Genomic DNA, 20,129 nt, shown 5'->3' on the forward strand with positions numbered 1-20,129 from the left:
GCCGCGCCCCTTTTCCGAAAGGCGCACGTAATGGACAAACGTTTCGGAACGGCGGCCTGCTGGCTGCTCGTCATCCCCTATATAGGCTTGCTTTGGGTCCCCTTTTATAACGCTCACGATCCGGTTCTGCTCGGCTTCCCCTTCTTCTACTGGTATCAACTGGCCTGGGTGCCGATCACCGCTCTGCTGACGTGGATCGCTTATCGGAGCATGCGTCATGACGACTGATATTGATCCGACAGCACTTGCCGTCTTCATCTTCTTCCTGGCGCTCGTGACCGTCATGGGCTTCGTGGCCGCCCGCTGGCGCAGGCCGAAGACCCTTGCCCATATCGATGAGTGGGGCCTTGGCGGCCGCACCTTCGGCACCTGGATCACCTGGTTCCTCGTCGGTGGCGACTTCTATACGGCTTATACCGTGATCGCCGTTCCGGCCCTGGTCTATACGGTCGGTGCCTACGGCTTTTTCGCGCTGCCCTACACGATCGTTGTCTATCCCTTCGTCTTCATGGTCATGCCGCTTCTGTGGAAGCGCGCAAAGGATCATGGCTACGTCACGGCGGGCGATGTCGTGCACGGCCAATACGGCTCTCGCGCTCTCGAACTGGCGGTTGCGCTCACCGGCGTCATCGCCACCATGCCTTATATTGCCTTGCAGCTCGTCGGCATGACGGCTGTGTTCAAGGCTCTGGGTCTTCACGGCGAACTGCCGCTCGCCGTCGCCTTCATCATCCTGGCGCTTTATACCTATTCGGCAGGCCTTCGCGCGCCGGCGCTGATCGCCTTCGTCAAAGACATCATGATCTACATCGTTGTCATTGCCGCCATTGCGCTCATCCCGGCTAAGCTTGGCGGCTACGCCAATGTCTTTGCCGCGGCCGATGCGGATTTCAAAGCCAAGGGGGCCGGCAGCCTGCTGCTTGGCGGCAACCAGTACGTCGCCTATGCGACGCTGGCGCTCGGCTCGGCGCTTGCGGCCTTCATGTATCCGCATACGCTGACCGGCATCTTCGCCTCCAACAGCGGCAACACTATCCGCAAGAATGCCGTGCTGCTGCCGGCCTATACGCTGCTGCTCGGTCTGCTGGCCCTGCTCGGCTATATGGGCCACGCGGCAAACCTGAAGCTGGACAGCGCGAATGATGTTGTTCCGGCGCTGTTCCAGAACTTGTTCTCAAGCTGGTTTGCGGGCTTTGCCTTCGCGGCCATCGCCATCGGCGCGCTTGTCCCTGCGGCCGTGATGAGCATCGGCGCTGCCAACCTCTTCACCCGCAATTTCTGGAAGGCCTATATCGACCCGCAGGTTTCCGATGCCGGCGAGGCGAAGGTCGCCAAGATGACCTCGCTCGTCGTCAAGGTGGGCGCGCTTCTCGTCATCATCTTCCTGCCGACGCAGTTCGCGCTCGATCTCCAGCTGCTCGGCGGCATCTGGATATTGCAGACGCTGCCGGCTTTGGTTTTCGGCCTCTATACCAAATGGTTCCGGGCGCCTGCGCTGCTGGCCGGCTGGTTCGTCGGCTTCTTCGGCGGCACCTATCTCGTCTGGGATGCCGGCTGGAAACCCCTGCATATGGTTCCCCTAGGTGACGCCGGTTTCACGGCCTATACCGGCCTGCTGGCGCTGGCGGCAAACATCGTTGTGTCTGTCATCCTCAATGCAGTCATGCCGGCCCGCGCCACGGCGCATGCCTGATACGAACAATGCCTATTGGCCGCGGGCGGAAACGTCCGCGGCCTTTCTATGTGCCGCCTGCGTTGTTTCCTCTTCCTTTCCTTGGAAAAAACGCCTATGAACCGGCGGCTATGACCCAATTTCGGCTGAGCCTATCGATACGAATTATTGGCCCGGCCTTCCGCGCGCTGTAAGCTGCCGGAAGGTCCGGGTTTTTGGCGCCCGCTCCCAGGGCGCTTTCCGCCGCCGAAAAATCCCCATATGGCTGCGCTTTTCAAGCGCAAGACGCCCGAGACACCGAGGCAATTGTCACTACTATGACCGATACCCCTGAAAAGATGGACTATTCCAAGACCCTTTATCTGCCGGAAACCGACTTTCCGATGCGCGCTGGCTTGCCGCAGAAGGAACCGGAGCTGGTGGGCCGCTGGCAGCAGATGGACCTCTACAAGAAGCTGCGCGCCTCCGCCGCCGGCCGTGAGAAGTTCGTGCTGCATGACGGCCCTCCCTACGCCAACGGTCACATCCATATCGGCCATGCCCTCAACAAGATCCTGAAGGACGTCATCACCCGCTCGTTCCAAATGCGCGGCTATGACAGCAACTACGTTCCGGGTTGGGACTGCCACGGCCTGCCGATCGAGTGGAAGATCGAGGAAAAATACCGCGAGAAGGGCAAGAACAAGGACGAGGTTCCGGTGAACGAGTTTCGCCAGGAATGCCGTGACTTTGCCGCCGGCTGGATCAAGATCCAGTCCGAGGAGTTCAAGCGCCTGGGCATCGTCGGCGATTTCGACAACCCTTATCTGACCATGAATTTCCATGCGGAATCCCGCATCGCCGGCGAGCTTCTGAAGATCGCCCGCACCGGTCAGCTTTATCGTGGCTCCAAGCCGGTCATGTGGTCGGTTGTCGAGCGCACGGCTCTGGCCGAAGCCGAGGTCGAATATGCCGACGTCGAGAGCGACATGATCTGGGTCAAGTTCCCGGTGGCCGAAGGCCCGGCGGAGCTTGCCGGCGCCTTTGTCGTCATCTGGACGACGACCCCTTGGACGATCCCCGGCAACCGCGCGATCGCCTATTCCTCGCGCGTTGCCTATGGCCTCTACGAAGTGACGGAAGCCGCCAATGACTTCGGACCGCGCCCCGGCGAGAAGCTCGTCTTTGCAGACAAACTGGCCGAGGAATCCTTCGCCAAGGCAAAGCTGCAGTACAAGCGCCTCGGCGACGTGACTGCCGCCGATCTGGCTGTGCTCATCTGCGCGCATCCGCTGGCTTCGCTCGGCTACGGCTTCAAGGTGCCGCTGCTCGATGGCGAGCATGTGACCGACGATGCCGGCACCGGTTTCGTGCACACGGCTCCCAGCCACGGCCGCGAGGACTTTGACGCCTGGACCTCGCACGCTCGTGACCTCGAAAAGCGCGGGATCTCGTCCACCATTCCGTTCCCGGTCGACGATGCCGGCTTCTATACCGCCGACGCCCCCGGCTTCGAGGGTGGACGCGTCATGGACGACAACGGCAAGAAGGGCAACGCCAACGACATCGTCATCAAGGCGCTGATCGAGACGAACACGCTCTTTGCGCGCGGCAGGCTGAAGCATTCCTATCCGCATTCCTGGCGCTCGAAGAAGCCAGTCATCTTCCGCAACACGCCGCAATGGTTCGTCTATATGGACAAGGACTTTGCGGATGGTTCGACGCTGCGTAGCCGCGCCCTGAAGGCGATCGACGACACGCGCTTCGTGCCATCAGCCGGGCAGAATCGCCTGCGCGCCATGATCGAACAGCGCCCAGATTGGGTCCTGTCGCGTCAGCGCGCCTGGGGCGTGCCGATCTGCATCTTCGTCGACGAGCAGGGCAACATCCTGCAGGATGACGCGGTGAATGCCCGCATCATCGAGGCTTTCGAGCAGGAAGGTGCCGATGCCTGGTTCGCGGAAGGTGCGCGTGAGCGCTTCCTCGGTGAAAAGGCCAATGAGGCTTGGACGCAGGTCATGGACATTCTCGACGTCTGGTTCGACTCGGGCTCGACCCACACCTTCACGCTGGAAGACCGTCCGGACCTGAAGTGGCCGGCCGACGTCTATCTTGAAGGCTCCGACCAGCATCGCGGCTGGTTCCATTCGTCGCTGCTCGAAAGTGCCGCGACCCGTGGCCGCGCGCCGTACGATACGGTCGTCACGCACGGCTTCACCATGGACGAGCAGGGCCGCAAGCAGTCGAAGTCGCTCGGCAACGTCGTTGCCCCGCAGGACGTGATGAAGGACGCCGGCGCCGACATCCTGCGCCTGTGGGTCATGACCACGGACTATTGGGAAGACCAGCGCCTGGGCAAGGCCATCATCCAGACCAATGTCGACGCCTATCGCAAGCTGCGCAACACCATCCGCTGGATGCTGGGCACGCTGGCGCACGACAAGGGCGAAGTCATCGCCTATGCCGACATGCCGGAGCTGGAGCGGCTGATGTTGCATCGCCTCGCCGAACTCGACGAGCTGGTGCGCGAAAGCTACGACGCCTTCGACTTCAAGCGCATTGCCCGTGCCTTGATCGATTTCGCCAATGTCGAGCTGTCGGCCTTCTATTTCGACGTCCGCAAGGATGCGCTTTATTGCGATGCCCCGTCGAGCTTGCGCCGCCGCGCTTCGCTCGCCGTCATCCGCACGATCTTCGATTGCATGGTGACCTGGCTTGCGCCGATGCTGCCCTTCACGACAGAAGAGGCGTGGCTGTCGCGCAATCCGCAGGCGGTCTCGGTTCACCTCGAACAGTTCGCTGCCGTATCGGGCGAATGGAAGAACGAGGCGCTGGCCGAAAAGTGGAAGAAGATCCGCGCCGTGCGCAGCGTCGTCACCGGCGCCCTGGAAATCGAGCGCAAGGATAAGCGCATCGGCTCCTCGCTGGAAGCCGCTCCGGTCGTCTATATCGCCGATCCGGAACTGCTGAAGGTGCTCGAAGGTCAGGATTTCTCGGAAATCTGCATCACCTCGGGCATCACCATCGAGGGCGGTGAAGGCCCTTCGGATGCGTTCCGTCTTGACGATGCCGCCAAGGTCAGCGTGGTTCCTAAGCTCGCCGAAGGCCGCAAGTGCGCCCGTTCCTGGCGTATCACCACCGATGTCGGCTCGGACCCGGAATACCCGGATGTCTCGGCGCGCGACGCGTTGGCGCTACGTGAACTTGCGACAGCATCGGTCTGAAAATCGGAATCGATTTTCGGAAAGCCTGATGCGTGCATAAAAGCGGTAGAGCCTCCTTTGTGCTTCCAAAGGGAAGCACGGCGCTCTACTGTCAACTGAAGAATATTACCGGGTGAATTGCCTTTGCGGTGTTCATCCGGTAAAAGCTGCCTGAAATTGGCCTGATTTTTACGGCAGTTGCCGTGAAATGGGGTCCTGTTACGTTTATTCCGGCATAGCTGGGAAGGGTTTTCATGAGAGCGATGCATAGCGTTCGTGTCGGCGTCAGCTTGGCGGCACTTGTGATTGGCTGTGGCGTGATGTCCGGCTGCCTCAGCAGCCCGACTTACGGCACCGGCAAGACGGCTGGCGTGCAGCTTCTGGACGATCTTGGGGATATTGCTTCCGTCTCGGCGGCGACGCCGAAGGACAAGGGCGTGAAGTATCCGAACCGTCCCGGCCTTGTTGTGGGTGGAGACAAGGACACGCTCACCGCGCCGCAGCAGTCGCTGGCAAGCAAGGACAATCCGGCCTGGCTGGAATCGCCCGAAGATGCGCGTAAGCGCCTTGCAGCGGAAGCCGACGCGAAGAAGAACGACGTCAATTATCGTTCGCCGCTGGCTCAGGCCGACACCACCAAGAACCGCATGACCGAAGCGCAGCAGACGGCCGCTTACCGCGCCGCGCGCCAGGATCAGGCGGGTACCTATATCGATCAGCGGCGCTACCTCATCGACCCGCCGCAGGAATATCGCCAGGTTTCCGATCCGGCAGCTCTCAACGATGTCGGCACGCCCGAGTCGAAGAAGGAAAAGAAGCGCAAGAAGGATGCCGAAGCGGCGCAGCAGTCCAACAACAGCAGCTGGTGGAAGCCCTTCCAATAAGCAATTTGAAAAAGCGGCGGTGCTAGCTCCGCCGCTTTTCAGTCTTCGGAGCGTTTCGCTTGAAAGAAGCGTCTCAGAATTTCGGCGGAACTGGTTTCGCCGAGGCCGGAATAGACTTCCGGCGCATGATGGCAGGTTGGTTGCTGATAAAAACGCACGCCATTGTCGACACCGCCACCTTTCGGATCCTCGGCACCAAAATAAAGACGTCGGATGCGCGCGAACGAAATGGCCGCGGCGCACATGGTGCAGGGCTCCAACGTGACATAGAGATCGGCGCCTGCAAGCCGCTCCTGGCCCAGCTCCTCGCAGGCCAGGCGGATGGCGACGATTTCGGCATGGGCGGTGACGTCATTGAGTTCGCGAGTGCGATTGCCGGCCCTGGCGATGACCTTGTTGTCGAGCACGACGACGGCGCCGATCGGCACTTCGCCACGCTCTCCGGCGTTGCGCGCTTCGGCCAGCGCAAGCTCCATGAATTGATTTGTAGCCGCCATTCAAGATTTTCCACTTAACCGCAGGGGCGCGACCTGATAGGAACACGCCTTAAAAATTCAGGCAAACAACAAATGACAATGAATGACAAGCCCAAGCGGCCTGGGTCGAAACCCTTTACTGGCGACAAGAAGACGATAAAGCGCGATGGCGCGAAGCCTGCAAAGGCTTCCACTGTAGGCGTTGCAGCCGAGGCGGCGGTCGGAGATGGAAAGGCGGAGCGCATTTCCAAGGTCATGGCGCGCGCCGGCGTGGCTTCGCGCCGCGACATCGAGCGTATGATCATGGACGGTCGCGTCACGCTGAATGGCGTGCGGCTGGAAACGCCGGTGGTCAACGTGACCCTTTCCGATAAGATCGAGGTCGATGGCGTGCCGATCCGCGGCATCGAGCGCACGCGCATGTGGCTCTACCACAAGCCGGCCGGTCTGGTGACGACCAATGCCGATCCTGAGGGCCGTCCGACCGTTTTCGACAATCTGCCGGAAGAGCTGCCGCGCGTCATGTCGATCGGCCGCCTCGATATCAATACCGAAGGTCTGCTGCTGCTGACCAACGATGGTGGCCTCGCGCGCGTTCTCGAGCTGCCGACCACCGGCTGGCTGCGCCGCTACCGCGTCCGCGCCCATGGCGAGATCGATCAGGAAGCGCTTGACAAGCTCAAGGAAGGCATCGCCGTCGACGGCGTGCTCTACGGCTCGATCGAAGCGACGCTCGACCGCACGCAGGGATCCAACGTCTGGATCACCATGGGTCTGCGCGAAGGCAAGAACCGCGAAATCAAGAACGTCCTCGGCGCGCTCGGCCTTGAGGTTAACCGCCTCATTCGCATTTCCTATGGTCCGTTCCAGTTGGGCGACCTGCCGGAAGGTCGCGTGCTTGAAGTGCGCGGGCGCATGCTGCGCGACCAGCTCGGCCCGCGTCTGGTCGAGGACGCCAAGGCGAATTTCGACGCGCCGCTCTACAATGCTCCGGCCGTTGCCGATGCCGAAGAGGCGGAAGCCAAGCCGGTCCGGGCTGCGAAGGACGAACGCCCGAGACGCGATCGTGAACGCCCGGAAGACAAGCGCGAGCGGGCTTTGAGCCGTCTCGACACCAAGCGCGATGATCGTCGGGACGAAGGGCGCCGTGAAGGCGGTCGCAAGGATGACGACCGGCCGCAGCGCCAGCCGCTCGGTTCGCGTCGCAATGCCAATGTCTGGATGGCGCCCGGCGCCCGGCCCCTCGGCGAAAAGGCAGCGGCAAAAGCCGCCAAGAATGTGAAGACCGCCACCAGGCGCGGCGAACCCGAGCGTCCCCAGCGCGGCGGCTTCGACCGCCCGGACGAAGGACCCCGCGTTCGCATCAATCGCGTCGACGAGGGCGATGGCGAATGGATCCGTTCGAGCGAGGAAGCCCCGCGCAGGTCGCGCGGCGATGATGAAGGTTTCGATCGCAAGCGCTCCTCCGACCGCCCCCGCGGCGATCGCCCTCAGGGTGATCGTCCGTTCGGCGACCGTCCTCCGCGCGGGGACCGATCCTTTGGCGATAAGCCCCGAGGCGATCGTTCCTATGGTGACAAGCCCCGCGGCTCGCGACCGGAGGGTGGCGACCGCCCTCGTGCGAAGTCCTTCGGCGGCGACGTCCGTTCCGACCGCCCTCGCGGCGATCGCCCTCAAGGTGATCGTCCGCCGCGTGATCGCCCATTTGGTGATCGGCGTCCGCGTGCTGAAGGAGACGAGCGTCCGCGCGCCAGATCCTTCGATGGCGAACAGCGCTCCCAGCGTCCTCGCGGCGATCGCCCTCAGGGTGATCGGCCGTTTGGGGACCGCCCGCCCCGTGGCGATCGGCCCTTCGGCGACCGTCCGCAAGGCGAACGTTCCTTCGGTGATCGGCCGGCCGGCAAGCCCTTCGGCAAAAAGCCGGGCGGCGGCAAATCCTTTGGCGGCAAGCCGGGTGGCAAGCCAGGCGGCTCGCGCGGTTTTGGCGGCAAGCCCGGTGGCGCTGGCCGTCCGTCCGGCGGACCGGGTCGTGGTGGTCCTGGCCGCGGTGGCGCCGGTAGGGGCGGCCCCAAGGGCGGAAGGGGCTGACGCGCTGTGAGGATCGTCGGCGGTGAATTTCGCGGTCGCTCGCTTGCGACGCCGAAGTCGAATGATATTCGTCCGACGGCGGATCGCACGCGCGAGAGCCTGTTCAACATTCTGAGCCATGCCTATCCGGAGGCCATCGACGGCACCCGGATGATGGATGTGTTTGCCGGTACCGGTGCGGTCGGACTTGAAGCCGCCTCGCGCGGTTGCCGCCATGTGCTGTTCGTCGAGAGCAGCGTCGAGGGCCGGGGGCTTCTCTGGGAGAATATCGACGCCCTCGGGCTGCATGGGCGCACGCGCATGCTGCGACGGGACGCAACGGATCTCGGCAGCGTCGGCAATCTCGAGCCTTTCGATTTTCTCTTTGCCGATCCACCTTATGGCAAAGGGTTCGGCGAGAAGGCCTTCGCAGCTGCCGCAGCGGGCGGCTGGCTGGTGCCTGGCGCCTTGGCGATCCTCGAAGAGCGCGCCGACGTGACGGTTTCAGCACCGTCGGATTTCCTGTTTCTGGAGGTGCGCACCTTCGGCGACAGCAAGATGCATTTCTTCCGTTACCAGCCGCGATCGGCATAACGGTGGAAGGAGAAGGAAATGGGCGATTACGCTGATTTCGTCGGCAGCGATTATCCGCTTGCTGCCTCCGGTACGCCGAACGTCGCGGTCGCCTTCGGCTGCGGCGGCGCGCGGGGTCTCGCCCATATCCACATCATCGAAGCTCTCGACGAACTCGGCATTCGCCCGGTTGCGATTGCGGGCGCGTCCATCGGTTCGATCATGGGCGCGGCCATGGCGGCCGGCATGACCGGCGCCGAAATCCGCGATTACACGCTGGCAACGGTCGGCAACCGCCCCGCCGTGCTCAACAAGATCTGGAGCTTGCGGCCGGTCAGCATGCGCAGCATCCGCTTCGGTCAGTTCAATCTCGAGCGCATCCTGCGCGCATTCCTGCCGCCTGCTTTTCCTGAGGATTTCTCGGGCCTGCATATCCCGCTGAAGGTGGTGACAACTGACTATTACGGCCAGGCCGAGGTGGTGATCGAAAAGGGAGAACTGTTTCCGGTTCTTGCAGCCTCCGCCGCCATCCCCGCCGTTTTCATGCCGGTCAAGCTTGGTGATTGCGTGATGATCGATGGCGGCATCATGAACCCCGTTCCCTACGAGCATCTGGCCGGGCTCGCCGATATCATCATCGGCGTCGACGTCGTCGGCGGCCCGGAAGGCGGCGGCCGACACATTCCGAACCGCATTGAAAGCCTGTTCGGTGCCGGTCAGCTGACCATGCAGTCCAACATCGCACTGAAGCTGCGGCTGCAAGCGCCGCAGATCTTCCTGCGGCCAACCGTCGGCCGCACCGGCGTTCTCGATTTCCTGAAGGCGCGCGATATTCTCGCCATGTCGGCCGGCGTCAAGGACGAACTGAAATTCGCCCTCGACAGGGTAATCACCGCAAAGAACTAAGCCCGCTCCGGCTCCTCCTGCGGCAATGCCACGAGATCGTCGGCATCGCTGTAGGTCTCGGCGGCGCGCTTCGGCTTGACCAGCGGCTCCGGCTTGACCGGCCTGGAGTAAAGCATGTCGGCGCCGGCTTGCAGCCCCTCGCTCACCTGCAGCACCAGTCGCTGCTCGTCGCGCTTGCGGATGTCCTCGCCAATCTCATAGGCCTCGGCTTCGCTGACCCCCAGCTCTTCCAGCGTGCGGCGGCCGAAGAGGAGACCGGATTCCAACGTTTCACGCAGTTCATAATCGACGCCCTTGCGGCGCAGGTCGATCGAATGGACACGGTCGTAGGAGCGGACGAAGATGCGCGCGTGCGGATAGTCGGTCTGAACGAGCTCGACGATCTTGTCGGTGATCTCACGCTGATGCGTGCTGACCACGACGATCTTGGCGCGATCGATCCCGGCGGAGCGCAGCACGTCCTTGCGGGTACCGTCGCCGAAATAGATTCGGAAACCGAAGCTCGATGCCTGCCGGATGCGATCGGCGGAGAAATCGATGACGGTCACGTCGCGACCACTGGCGAGCAGGATCTGCGCGGCGATCTGGCCGAAACGCGAAAAGCCGATCATCAGCACATCGGAGCCTGCACCCTCGAAATCCTCATCCAGCTCCTCCTGTGTGTCGCCCTTCATCAGCCGTTTCGCAAGTGCGGAACTGAGCGGCGTCAGCGCCATCGAGAGTGTCACGATGGCGATCAGCATCGATGCTGTGTTGGCGGAGAAGAGGCCGCCGCTGGCGCTGGCGGCGCTGAACAGCACGAAGCCGAATTCGCCGCCCTGCGGCAATAGCCCGGCGATGCGGACGGCATCATTGTGCGCTGAGCCCGCGACGCGGCTCAGCGCATAGATGACGGCGGCCTTGATGAGCATCATCACCGGGACGGCGAGGACGATCAGCAGCCAGTTGTCGAGGATGACGTCAAGCTTCAGCGACAGGCCCACGGCAATGAAGAAAATGGCGAGCAGCACGCCGCGGAAGGGCTCGATATCGGCTTCCAGCTCGTGCCGATAGGAGGATTCGGCCAGCATCACGCCGGAGAGAAAGGCGCCCATCGCCATGGACAGGCCGGCAAGCTGCATCAGCGTTGCCGATCCCATGACGACGAAGAGAGCAGCGGCAATCATCGCTTCGCGGGCGCCGGTGCGGGCAATGACCTGGAACAGCGGCGTCAGGAGATAGCGGCCGGCGATGATCATCGCTGCCACCGCGCCGACTGCGATCGCAAGGCTCGGCAGTGGATTGGCGGTTTCCTTCGCTCCGTCGAGGACGGTAATCAGCGCCAGCAACGGCACAATGGCCAGATCCTGCAGCAGCAGCATGGAGAAGGAGCGTTGTCCGTACTTCGTATTGACGTCGCCCTGCTGCTCAAGGATCTGCATGGCAAAGGCGGTCGAGGAGAGCGCCAGGCCGAAGCCGATGATGATGCTGCCCTTCCAGCCGGCAATGCCGCCGAGATAGGATGCGACCATCAGCGCCAATCCGCTGAACACGACCTGTGCCGTTCCGAGGCCGAAAATATCGCGGCGCATCTGCCAGAGGCGGGACGGCTTCAGTTCCAGCCCGATGATGAACAGCAGGAAGACCACGCCGAGTTCGGCGACGGCAAGCACCGCCTCGCTGTCCCCGATGCTATGGAGGATTGGGCCGATCACCACGCCGGCAGCCAGATAGCCGAGCACTGTGCCGAGCCCCAGTTTCTTGAAGATGGGCGCCGTGACGACGGCACCTCCGAGCAGCAGCAGGGTCTCGGTGAAAAGCGTATTGGGGGCGGACATCGTCTTTTTCTTTCCGTGGGGCAGGCGGTCTTGCAACGCGTGGCCATCATAAACAACCAGGCGTGAAGGGATTAGAACAAGAATCGGCTTTGCCGCCCTTGATGCTTTATGTAGTGCACAATAAATGGAACGCGAAGGAAAGGCCAAATCATGACCTCAGAAATCGATTCCGCCACTCTGCTTTCCCGTGCCAGCCAGCTGATCGACCTCGCCCGGAAAGCCGGTGCGGATGCGGCCGATGCCGTGGTCGTGCGTTCGCGGGCCCAATCGGTCAGCGTTCGCCTCGGTAAGGTCGAAGGCACCGAATCCTCCGAAAGCGACGATTTCTCGCTCAGGGTCTTCGTCGGCAATCGCGTCGCCAGCGTTTCGGCCAATCCCGGCTTCGACCTGAACGCCCTTGCCGAGCGCGCCGTGGCCATGGCCAAGGTTTCGCCCGAGGATCCCTTTGCTTGCCTCGCCGATGAAGCGGATCTCGCCAAGAGCTACCCCGATCTCGAATTGTTCGACGCGACCGAGGTTTCCACGGAGCAGCTTCGCGAAGCGGCCCTAGCGACCGAAGCGGCGGCCCTTGCCGTTTCGGGTGTTACCAATTCTTCCGGAGCGGGCGCTTCGGCTGGCATGGGCGGCCTTGTCCTTGTGACGTCGCATGGTTTTGCCGGACGCTACAAGGGGTCGCGTTTCGGACGCTCCGTCAGCGTAATTGCCGGCGAGGGCACCGGCATGGAGCGCGACTATGATTTCGACAGCCGCCTCTATTTCGCAGATCTCGACGCAGCCGAGGAGATCGGTCGTCGTGCCGGCGAGCGTGTGGTCAAGCGCATCAACCCGCGTCAGGTTCCCACCAACAAGAACGTCACCGTCGTCTTCGACCCGCGCGTTGCGCGCGGCTTCGTCGGCCATATTGCCGGCGCGATCAACGGTGCATCCGTCGCTCGCAAGACCAGCTTCCTGCGCGACAAGATGGGACAGCAGGTGCTGAAATCAGGCCTTTCGATCACGGATGATCCGCTGATCGTGCGCGGCCCGTCCTCGCGTCCCTTCGATGGTGAAGGCGTGTCCGGCAAGCGGCTGGTCATGATCGAGGACGGGGTGTTGCAATCCTGGTTCCTCTCCACAGCGACCGCGAGGGAAATCGGCAGTGGCCTCAAGACCAATGGCCGCGGCGTCCGCGGCGGCACGGCGGTTTCTCCCGCTTCGACCAACCTGGCGCTGGAGCCGGGCGACATTTCGCCCGAGGAGTTGATCCGCAGCGTCGGAACCGGCTTTTACGTCACCGAACTCATCGGCCAGGGCGTCAACATGATCACCGGTGAGTACAGCCGCGGCGCCACCGGATTCTGGATCGAAAACGGCGAGTTGACCTTCGCGGTTTCGGAGGTGACGATCGCCTCCAATCTGAAGGACATGTTCATGCGCGTGACGCCGGCCAACGATATCGACCGCGATTTCGGTGTGGCCGCTCCGACGCTCGCTATCGAAGGCATGACGCTGGCCGGACTTTAAGGAGCAGGCGGAAATTGGACACTGTGAATGAGCGATAGCCAGAAGGCCGGCCGGCCGAGCGATGTGGACCTGATTGTCGAGGCCGCGCTCGAGGCGGGCAGGATCGCTCTCGGTTTCTTCCGGCAATCGCCGGAGGTCTGGTGGAAGAACAATGGCCAGTCACCCGTCAGTGCGGCCGATTTCGCCGCCAATGAGAGCCTGGCCGCCACGCTGCGGTCGGCCCGGCCCGACTATGGCTGGCTTTCCGAAGAAACCGACGACGATGCCGAACGGCTGTCGCATGCGACCGTCTTCGTCGTCGATCCGATCGACGGCACCAGGGGCTTCCTCGCAGGCTCTGATCTGTGGTGCGTCAGCGTTGCCGTGGTAACGGATGGGCGGCCGGTTGCGGGGGTGCTCTACGCGCCCGCGCTGGATGAGCTGTTCGTGGCCGCCGCAGGTGGCCAGGCGCTGAAGAACGGCCAGCCGATCAGCGTTTCGCAAAGACTGGGCGACGACCCACACCGGCTGGCGACCGGCGAAGACATGCTGAAAAGCTTCGATCCGGACTTTCGCAAGACGGTCGAGCGCGTAAAGCACGTTCCCTCGCTTGCCTATCGGCTTGCCATGGTCGCGGACGGTCGCCTGGAAGGGACCATCGTCAAACGCAACTCGCACGACTGGGATCTGGCTGCCGCCGATCTCATCCTGGAGCGGGCGGGCGGTGCGCTCGTGGATCTCTCGGGCAGTGCTCTGCGCTACAACCGCGCCGAGGTATCTCATGAGGAACTTTGCGGAGCATCGGCTGCGCAATTGCCAGAGTTTCTCCACCAGCTTTCGCACCGACGAGACGGTTGACCTTTCCGTCAAAATCCCTCAGATGAAGGGCGGAGGGGGACGACAGTAGAAAGAGACGAAAATGACTGATACCAGCGGCAAAAAGCAGCTCCTGCACCTCGTCTTCGGTGGTGAACTGGAAAACCTCGAAGAAGTCCAATTCCGTAACCTCAACGAACTCGATATCGTCGGCATGTATCCCGACTATGCGAGCGCGCTGACGGCTTGGAAGTCCAAGGCACAGCAGACTGTCGACAACGCTCACATGCGTTATTTCATCGTCCATCTGCATCGCCTGCTCGATCCGCAGGAAAAGGCGGCCTCTTAAGCCGCCTGATACCAAAGTTTGCATTTGATATTTTCGTCCGGAGAGGCGTTATCGCTTTAAATCCGGCACCGAAGCAGTATCTTTGTCACAATAAGAACGAAAAATCGGCCGTTTATCCGGCCGTTTGATAATCAGGATTTGGCATCGATGATGATCAGCTTGGATAGGAGTCGATCGAGATGAGCAGCCTCAGGGCGCGTCTTGCCTTGAGCGCCTATCGTCTTGGCGGCATCGCTGTCTATCCGTTTCTCGGGCCGTATCTCGCGGTCCGTGCCGCGAAGGGCAAGGAAGACGGCACCCGCAAGCTGGAGCGTTCCGGCTATGCGAGCGCCAACCGGCCGCAAGGACCGTTGATCTGGTTCCATGCCGCAAGCGTGGGCGAGACATCGGCGGTCATTCCGCTGATCCGGGAAATCCGCCGTCGCGACATTCATGTCATCCTGACGACGGGCACGATCACCTCGGCCAAGGTGGCGCATGAGCGTCTCGGCGAGGAGGTCATTCATCAATACGTGCCCCTCGATCTTAGGCCCGCCGTTCGCCGTTTCCTCGACTACTGGCAGCCCGATTGCGCCATCTTTGCTGAATCCGAGATTTGGCCGACGACCATCACCGAGCTTGGCCGCCGCCGTATCCCGCAGATTCTCGTCAATGCGCGCATGTCGGACCGCTCCTTCGCGCGCTGGAGCAAGCACCCGTCGCTCGCCGAGGCGCTCTTCGAGAACCTCGCTTTGGTCGTTGCCCAGTCCGATCTCGATGCCGAGCGCTATCGCGATCTCGGCGCGGTGCAGGTGCTCAAATCGGGCAATCTCAAGGTGGATACCGACGCGCCGTCCTACGACGCTCCGACGCTTGCCAGCTATATGAAGCAGATCGGCAACCGGAAGACCTGGGTCGCAGTCTCGACTTTCGAGGGCGAGGAGGCTGCTGCAGCCTCCGTCCACACCATGCTCAAGGAGCATAACGGCCAGCTCACCATTATCGTGCCGCGCCACCCTGAGCGTTGCGACGCGATCGAGGCCATGCTGGCGGAGCAGGGGCTGAAGGTGGCGCGCCGTACCCGCAACGATATCCTGTCGGCGGATGTGGATGTCTTCCTCGGCGATACGATCGGCGAGATGGGACTTTATCTGCGCATGACTGAAGTGGCCTTCATGGGCAAATCGCTGTTCAACGAGGGCGGTCAGAACCCGCTGGAGCCGGCCATGCTAGGCTGTGCGATCCTGACCGGCGGTCATGTCCAGAATTTCCGCGATGCCTATCAGGTGCTTGCCCGTCGCGGCAGCGCCCGCATGGTGCGCGATACCGAGATGCTGGCCCGCGGCGTCCATTATCTGCTGACCAACGAGCCGGCGCGGCGCGCGATGATCGATGCCGGCTTTGTCGCGGTGCACGAGATGCGCGGCGCATTGGCGGCAACCGTCAAGGGGCTGGAGCCCTACATCAATCCGCTGTCGGTCAAGGCGCGGTTGCTGCCGAAGACGACGGTGAACGGTTAAGAAGGGAAGAGCATGGCGGCGGTCAAGCTGGGAGCGATTGCGGGAATTCTTTTCGACAAGGACGGCACGCTGCTTGATTATGATGCGAGCTGGTTGCCGGTTAATCGCGAGCTAGCCAGAATTGCCGCCGAGGGCGATCCCATTCTTGCGGATCATCTGCTTTCCGCATGCGGCATGGATCCCATCACCGGTCACATCGTTCCCGACAGTCTGCTGGCGGCGGGCAACACCCGGCAGATTTCCGAGGGCCTCGTTGCCGCCGGCTCGAAGGTGGCTGTTTCGGAGCTGGTCGAAAAGCTGGATGCGCTCTTTTCGCATGCTGCGGATTTTTCCTCGCCTGTCACCGATCTTGCCGCCTTCTTTCAGAGGCTTCACCAGCGAGGCTATAAGCTCGGCGTCGCGTCAAGCGACAACGAACGCTCCATCCGCCAAACCGCGCGCCGTTTCGGCTTCATCGATTATCTCGATTACATCGCCGGTTACGACAGCGGGTTCGGCACCAAACCGGAGCCGGGCATGGTGCTCGGCTTTTATGCGGCAACCGGTCTCTCTCCGGCCCAGGTCGCCGTTGTCGGTGACAACAATCACGATCTTCATATGGGTCGCAATGCCGGCGTGGGTCTGACCGTCGGTGTGCTGACGGGAACCGGCTCGCGCGAGACGCTGACGGCTGCCTCCGACTATTGCCTCAACGACATTACCGAACTCGAAAACCTGCTCATGCCGGTCGCCCAGCTGGCGTGATTTCGGTAAAGGCTTGCTTTTTCATCCGATCTGGCCTTTTTTGCCGCTTGGAGCAATTCCCGGGGAAAGTGCAAAGCGGTTTTCCGTCCGGAATGCGTAACAACGAGAAGATGGAGCGTGATGTCGTCCGAAAACCGTCTGTACTTTTCGGTATCACGCTCCGGCTGAAGTCGCAGGTGCGAGGCTGAATTAGAATATGGTATCGGAAGCACCACCCTTCTGGTGGCGAAAACCGGATTGGCGTGCCTGGGGCCTCTCGCCCTTTTCTTTCCTCTATGGCCGCATTGCCGGGCATCGAATGGTGCATGCCCGCCGCGCCTCTGTGCCCGTGCCTGTCATCTGCATCGGTAACTTCACTGTCGGCGGGGCAGGCAAGACGCCGACGGCACTGGCGCTCGCCCAGGCAGCGAAAGCCAGAGGTCTGACGCCGGGTTTTTTGAGCCGCGGCTATGGCGGCTCGCTCGATGTCACGACCATCGTCGATCCCCAGCATCATCATGCCACAGCCGTCGGCGATGAACCGTTGCTGCTCGCGCGCGAGGCTTTGACGGTCATTGCGCGCCGTCGTGCCGAAGGCGCTGAACGGCTCGTGCGCGAAGGTGCCGATCTCGTCATCATGGATGATGGTTTCCAGAGCGCGCATCTGGCCATCGACTATGCTCTGGTGGTGATCGACGCCGGACGCGGCATCGGCAATGGCTATCTCGTTCCCGCCGGTCCGGTCCGAGCGCCTCTGCGTACGCAGCTTCTTTATGCATCTGGCATATTGAAGGTCGGCGAGGGCAGCGCAGCCGACCGGGTCGTCCGGCTGGCGGCTCGCGCGGGCAAGCCTTTCTTCACAGCCGCGGTCAAGGTGCGTGGCCAGGAGGATTTGCGCGGCCGAAATGTCCTGGCCTTTGCCGGCATCGCCGATCCCGCCAAGTTCTTCCGCACCGTCGAGACGCTTGGGGCACACATTGCGGTTGCCCGTAGCTTCGGAGATCACGAGCACCCGGGAGAGGATGAGGTATCTGATATTCTCGATATCGCATCCCGCGAAAATCTGGAGATCGTTACAACATCAAAGGACTATGTTCGCCTGATCGGCCATCATGGCCGCACCGACGAGTTGCTCCAGCGTTGCAGGGTTGTCGAGATCGATATGGTCTTCGAGGATCCACAGGCGCCGGGCCTGATCATCAACAGGGCGATTGCAGCCGCTCGCGAGCGGCGCTTGCGGGAAGGGCGCAGCGGAAAAAACGGCTGAGTGTCATGACTGCGAAGCGCAAACGCGCGATGCGGAAAGGAAAATCAGCGCTTCTGATTGGGAAGTGCGCCAGCCCGCTTTTCGGCTTCGAGCGAGGAAATCACGTCGGCATAGGGCTCCTGGCGCGCGACGCTCCAATAGCGCAACTCATCGAGCGCAATCCGCTGGCCGGTCATGGCGCAGATGACATGGGAGCCCGGCATCAGGATCTGGAAATCGCCGTCGAGATAGCGAATTTTCGCCTCGCGGTTTCCATGTCCCTCGAAAAGATTCATATGCAGCCGTCCTTAATCTCTGTCACCTGTTTGCCATACCGCGATGGGCGGCTCTTTTCCAGAGCATTTACAGGAAAAGTGCCGAGTGGTTTTCTGTCTTGAAGGGGCCGAATACACCGGCTGCTTTCGAAACGACGCTTTCTCAGCTGCGTCCGAACAGCCGCTCGATGTCCGAAAGCTTCAGCTCTATATAGGTCGGCCGTCCGTGATTGCACTGTCCGGAGCCCGGCGTCGCCTCCATCTGGCGCAGCAATGCGTTCATCTCCTCCGGTCGCAACCGCCGTCCCGAACGCACAGAACCATGACACGCCATGGTCGCTGCGACATATTCCAGCTTGGCTGCAAGCCCCGAGGCCGTATCCCATTCGGCGATCTCGTCGGCCAGCTGCCGGATCAACCCTTGCGCGTCGACCTCTCCGAGCATGGCCGGCGTCTCCCGCACGGCAACCGCTCCGGGACCAAAGCGCTCAACCGCGAGACCCAGTTCGCCAAGCTCTTCCGCAAACACCATCAGCCGGTCGCAGTCCTCTTCGGGAAGATCGACGATCTCGGGGATCAGGAGGACCTGCGAAGACAGCCGTTTCGAATGCAGTGCCTTGCGCATGGCTTCGAAGACCAGCCGCTCATGCGCGGCGTGCTGGTCGACGATCACAAGGCCGTTGTCCGTCTGGGCGACGATATAGTTTTCGTGCAGCTGCGCGCGAGCGGCGCCAAGCGGAAAGCGAGAGGGCTCTTCCGCCCGTACCGGATCCACCGGAGGAGCGGCTTCCGCGCGTGCCGTGGGCGTCACAAGTCCGTCAAAACTGGCCTGCGGCCTTTCCGCGAAACCGTACCCTCCAGAAGCGGCCGTCCTCTCATAGGGGCGGGACGGCGAGGTCTCGGGCGTCCAGGGTGCCGGTGACGGCGATGGCCGCCAGCCCGACTGAAAGCCGGAGCGGCCGGCGCTGAAGGCGCGCAGCATGCCATCGGCTCCGGTCGTGGCGGCACGATCGCCCTCCCGAGACAGGGCTTCGCGCACTGCTCCGACGATCAGGCCGCGCACGAGGCCGGGATCGCGGAAGCGCACGTCGGATTTTGCCGGATGCACATTGACGTCGACCAGGGCCGGGTCGAGCGTCAGCGAGAGGACCGCGACGGGATAGCGACCGGAAGGAATGGTTTCTGCATAGGCGCCGCGGATCGCCGAAAGGATCAGCTTGTCCTGCACCGGTCTGCCATTGACGAAAGCATATTGATGCGCCGAGTTGCCGCGATTGAACGTCGGCACGCCGGCAAACCCGCTGAGGCTCACATCCTCGCGCACGGCATCGAGCGCGATGGCATTGTCCTTGAACTCGGCCCCGAGGATCTGCGCCATGCGGGCTAGATGATCGTCGCCGGTCGCGGGAAATTCGAGGGTCGAGCGGTCGCTGCCCGACAGAACGAAGCGCACCCGCGGAAAGGCGATTGCCATGCGCTTGACGATTTCGGTGATGGCCGCCGCTTCCGCCCTTTCTGTTTTCAGGAATTTCAGGCGCGCCGGCGTCGCGAAGAAGAGGTCGCGCACCTCGACGATGGTGCCGGGATTGGCCGCCGCTGGACGCAGATGCAGCACCTTGCCGCCGGCAACGGCGATCTCGGCGCCGCCGTCCGCCCCTGTCCGGCGGCTGGCGATCGACAACTTGGCCACGGAAGCGATGGAGGGCAGGGCCTCGCCACGGAAGCCGAGCGTGCGGATATCCTCCAGCGTGTCGGAGATTTTCGAGGTGCAATGGCGACGAACCGCAAGCTCCAGATCCGCTTCTTCCATGCCGGAGCCGTTGTCGCTCACCCGCAGCAATGCCTTGCCGCCGCCGGCCGTCGCGATTTCGATGCGCGTTGCGCCGGCGTCCAGCGCATTCTCGATCAATTCCTTGGCGGCGCTCGCCGGACGTTCGATGACTTCGCCGGCGGCAATCTGGTTGATCAGGGTTTCGGAAAGTTGCTTGATGGCCATCTTTTCATTCTCGTGGATTCGCGGCGGTGAGGAAAGAGGAAAGGCGCTCTGCCCGGTCTCTTCCACCCGTTTCCGTGACTTGGCCTGCCGAGGGGTTTAATCAATGTTTAAGGGAATGATGACAGGTTGCGCAGCAAGAACTTGAAATGACCGCAGATGGCGCGCC

17 protein-coding genes are annotated in these 20,129 nt (G+C 62.3%); 13 read left to right on the forward strand and 4 right to left on the reverse strand.

What is annotated here, in order from left to right; translation table 11 throughout:
- Positions 1–30 precede the first annotated feature (30 nt).
- The 4 genes from ACIQJ2_RS15780 to ACIQJ2_RS15795 all read left to right on the forward strand — a co-directional run bounded on the left by ACIQJ2_RS15780 (position 31) and on the right by ACIQJ2_RS15795 (position 5,738).
- Positions 31–228: a DUF3311 domain-containing protein gene (locus ACIQJ2_RS15780; protein WP_199149240.1), complete on the forward strand. Its 198-nt coding sequence runs from the start codon at positions 31–33 to the stop codon at positions 226–228.
- Positions 218–1,693 carry a monocarboxylate uptake permease MctP gene (gene mctP / locus ACIQJ2_RS15785; RefSeq protein WP_199149241.1) on the forward strand — a complete coding sequence of 492 codons (1,476 nt, stop codon included), beginning with the start codon at positions 218–220 and terminating at the stop codon, positions 1,691–1,693. The genes ACIQJ2_RS15780 and mctP overlap by 11 nt, the downstream gene beginning before the upstream one ends.
- 296 nt (positions 1,694–1,989) lie before the next feature.
- Positions 1,990–4,875, forward strand: coding sequence for an isoleucine--tRNA ligase (gene ileS / locus ACIQJ2_RS15790; protein ID WP_400667629.1), 2,886 nt, complete (start codon positions 1,990–1,992; stop codon positions 4,873–4,875).
- Positions 4,876–5,108: 233 nt separating this feature from the next.
- Positions 5,109–5,738: a hypothetical protein gene (locus tag ACIQJ2_RS15795; RefSeq protein WP_199149243.1), complete on the forward strand. Its 630-nt coding sequence runs from the start codon at positions 5,109–5,111 to the stop codon at positions 5,736–5,738.
- Between the two features lie 38 nt (positions 5,739–5,776).
- Here the strand turns inward: ACIQJ2_RS15795 and ACIQJ2_RS15800 are convergent, their stop codons facing one another.
- Positions 5,777–6,214 (reverse strand): nucleoside deaminase, encoded by a 438-nt coding sequence (locus tag ACIQJ2_RS15800; RefSeq protein ID WP_199149250.1) that lies wholly within the window; start codon positions 6,212–6,214, stop codon positions 5,777–5,779.
- A gap of 93 nt (positions 6,215–6,307) precedes the next feature.
- On the opposite strand from ACIQJ2_RS15800, the gene ACIQJ2_RS15805 reads away from it, so the two are divergent.
- The 3 genes from ACIQJ2_RS15805 to ACIQJ2_RS15815 are packed head-to-tail and all read left to right on the forward strand — an operon-like array spanning position 6,308 to position 9,760.
- Positions 6,308–8,302 carry a pseudouridine synthase gene (locus tag ACIQJ2_RS15805; protein ID WP_400667627.1) on the forward strand — a complete coding sequence of 665 codons (1,995 nt, stop codon included), beginning with the start codon at positions 6,308–6,310 and terminating at the stop codon, positions 8,300–8,302.
- A 6-nt stretch (positions 8,303–8,308) separates the two neighbouring features.
- Entirely contained in the window at positions 8,309–8,875 is a 567-nt protein-coding gene (gene rsmD / locus ACIQJ2_RS15810) for a 16S rRNA (guanine(966)-N(2))-methyltransferase RsmD (RefSeq protein WP_400667625.1), read from the forward strand.
- Between the two features lie 18 nt (positions 8,876–8,893).
- A complete protein-coding gene (locus ACIQJ2_RS15815; protein ID WP_400667623.1) occupies positions 8,894–9,760 on the forward strand; it encodes a patatin-like phospholipase family protein in 867 nt (288 codons plus the stop codon).
- Here the strand turns inward: ACIQJ2_RS15815 and ACIQJ2_RS15820 are convergent.
- Positions 9,757–11,577 (reverse strand): monovalent cation:proton antiporter-2 (CPA2) family protein, encoded by a 1,821-nt coding sequence (locus ACIQJ2_RS15820; protein ID WP_400667621.1) that lies wholly within the window; start codon positions 11,575–11,577, stop codon positions 9,757–9,759. The genes ACIQJ2_RS15815 and ACIQJ2_RS15820 overlap by 4 nt on opposite strands.
- 150 nt (positions 11,578–11,727) lie before the next feature.
- Between ACIQJ2_RS15820 and ACIQJ2_RS15825 the strand changes: the two genes are divergently transcribed.
- From ACIQJ2_RS15825 to lpxK, 6 genes are all read left to right on the forward strand, one after another.
- Positions 11,728–13,080, forward strand: a complete 1,353-nt coding sequence (locus tag ACIQJ2_RS15825) for a TldD/PmbA family protein (RefSeq protein ID WP_400667619.1) — start codon at positions 11,728–11,730, stop codon at positions 13,078–13,080.
- 27 nt (positions 13,081–13,107) lie between these two features.
- Positions 13,108–13,917 (forward strand): 3'(2'),5'-bisphosphate nucleotidase CysQ, encoded by an 810-nt coding sequence (locus tag ACIQJ2_RS15830; protein WP_400667617.1) that lies wholly within the window; start codon positions 13,108–13,110, stop codon positions 13,915–13,917.
- A gap of 61 nt (positions 13,918–13,978) precedes the next feature.
- Complete coding sequence (locus ACIQJ2_RS15835; RefSeq protein WP_034508466.1) at positions 13,979–14,224, forward strand: DUF4170 domain-containing protein; 246 nt, start codon at positions 13,979–13,981, stop codon at positions 14,222–14,224.
- Positions 14,225–14,403: 179 nt separating this feature from the next.
- On the forward strand, positions 14,404–15,723 hold the full coding sequence (gene waaA / locus ACIQJ2_RS15840; RefSeq protein WP_400667615.1) for a lipid IV(A) 3-deoxy-D-manno-octulosonic acid transferase: 1,320 nt from the start codon (positions 14,404–14,406) through the stop codon (positions 15,721–15,723).
- A gap of 12 nt (positions 15,724–15,735) precedes the next feature.
- A complete protein-coding gene (locus ACIQJ2_RS15845; RefSeq protein WP_199151100.1) occupies positions 15,736–16,467 on the forward strand; it encodes an HAD family hydrolase in 732 nt (243 codons plus the stop codon).
- 196 nt (positions 16,468–16,663) lie between these two features.
- Complete coding sequence (lpxK, locus tag ACIQJ2_RS15850; protein ID WP_400667612.1) at positions 16,664–17,713, forward strand: tetraacyldisaccharide 4'-kinase; 1,050 nt, start codon at positions 16,664–16,666, stop codon at positions 17,711–17,713.
- Between the two features lie 44 nt (positions 17,714–17,757).
- Here lpxK and ACIQJ2_RS15855 read toward each other — a convergent pair whose 3' ends face one another.
- Both ACIQJ2_RS15855 and mutL read right to left on the reverse strand, forming a co-directional pair.
- Positions 17,758–17,988 (reverse strand): DUF2093 domain-containing protein, encoded by a 231-nt coding sequence (locus tag ACIQJ2_RS15855; protein WP_184700792.1) that lies wholly within the window; start codon positions 17,986–17,988, stop codon positions 17,758–17,760.
- 142 nt (positions 17,989–18,130) lie between these two features.
- Positions 18,131–19,963: a DNA mismatch repair endonuclease MutL gene (mutL, locus tag ACIQJ2_RS15860; RefSeq protein WP_400667610.1), complete on the reverse strand. Its 1,833-nt coding sequence runs from the start codon at positions 19,961–19,963 to the stop codon at positions 18,131–18,133.
- Positions 19,964–20,129 lie beyond the last annotated feature (166 nt).

This window comes from Rhizobium sp. NPDC092011, assembly GCF_044756305.1.
Lineage (GTDB): Bacteria > Pseudomonadota > Alphaproteobacteria > Rhizobiales > Rhizobiaceae > Rhizobium.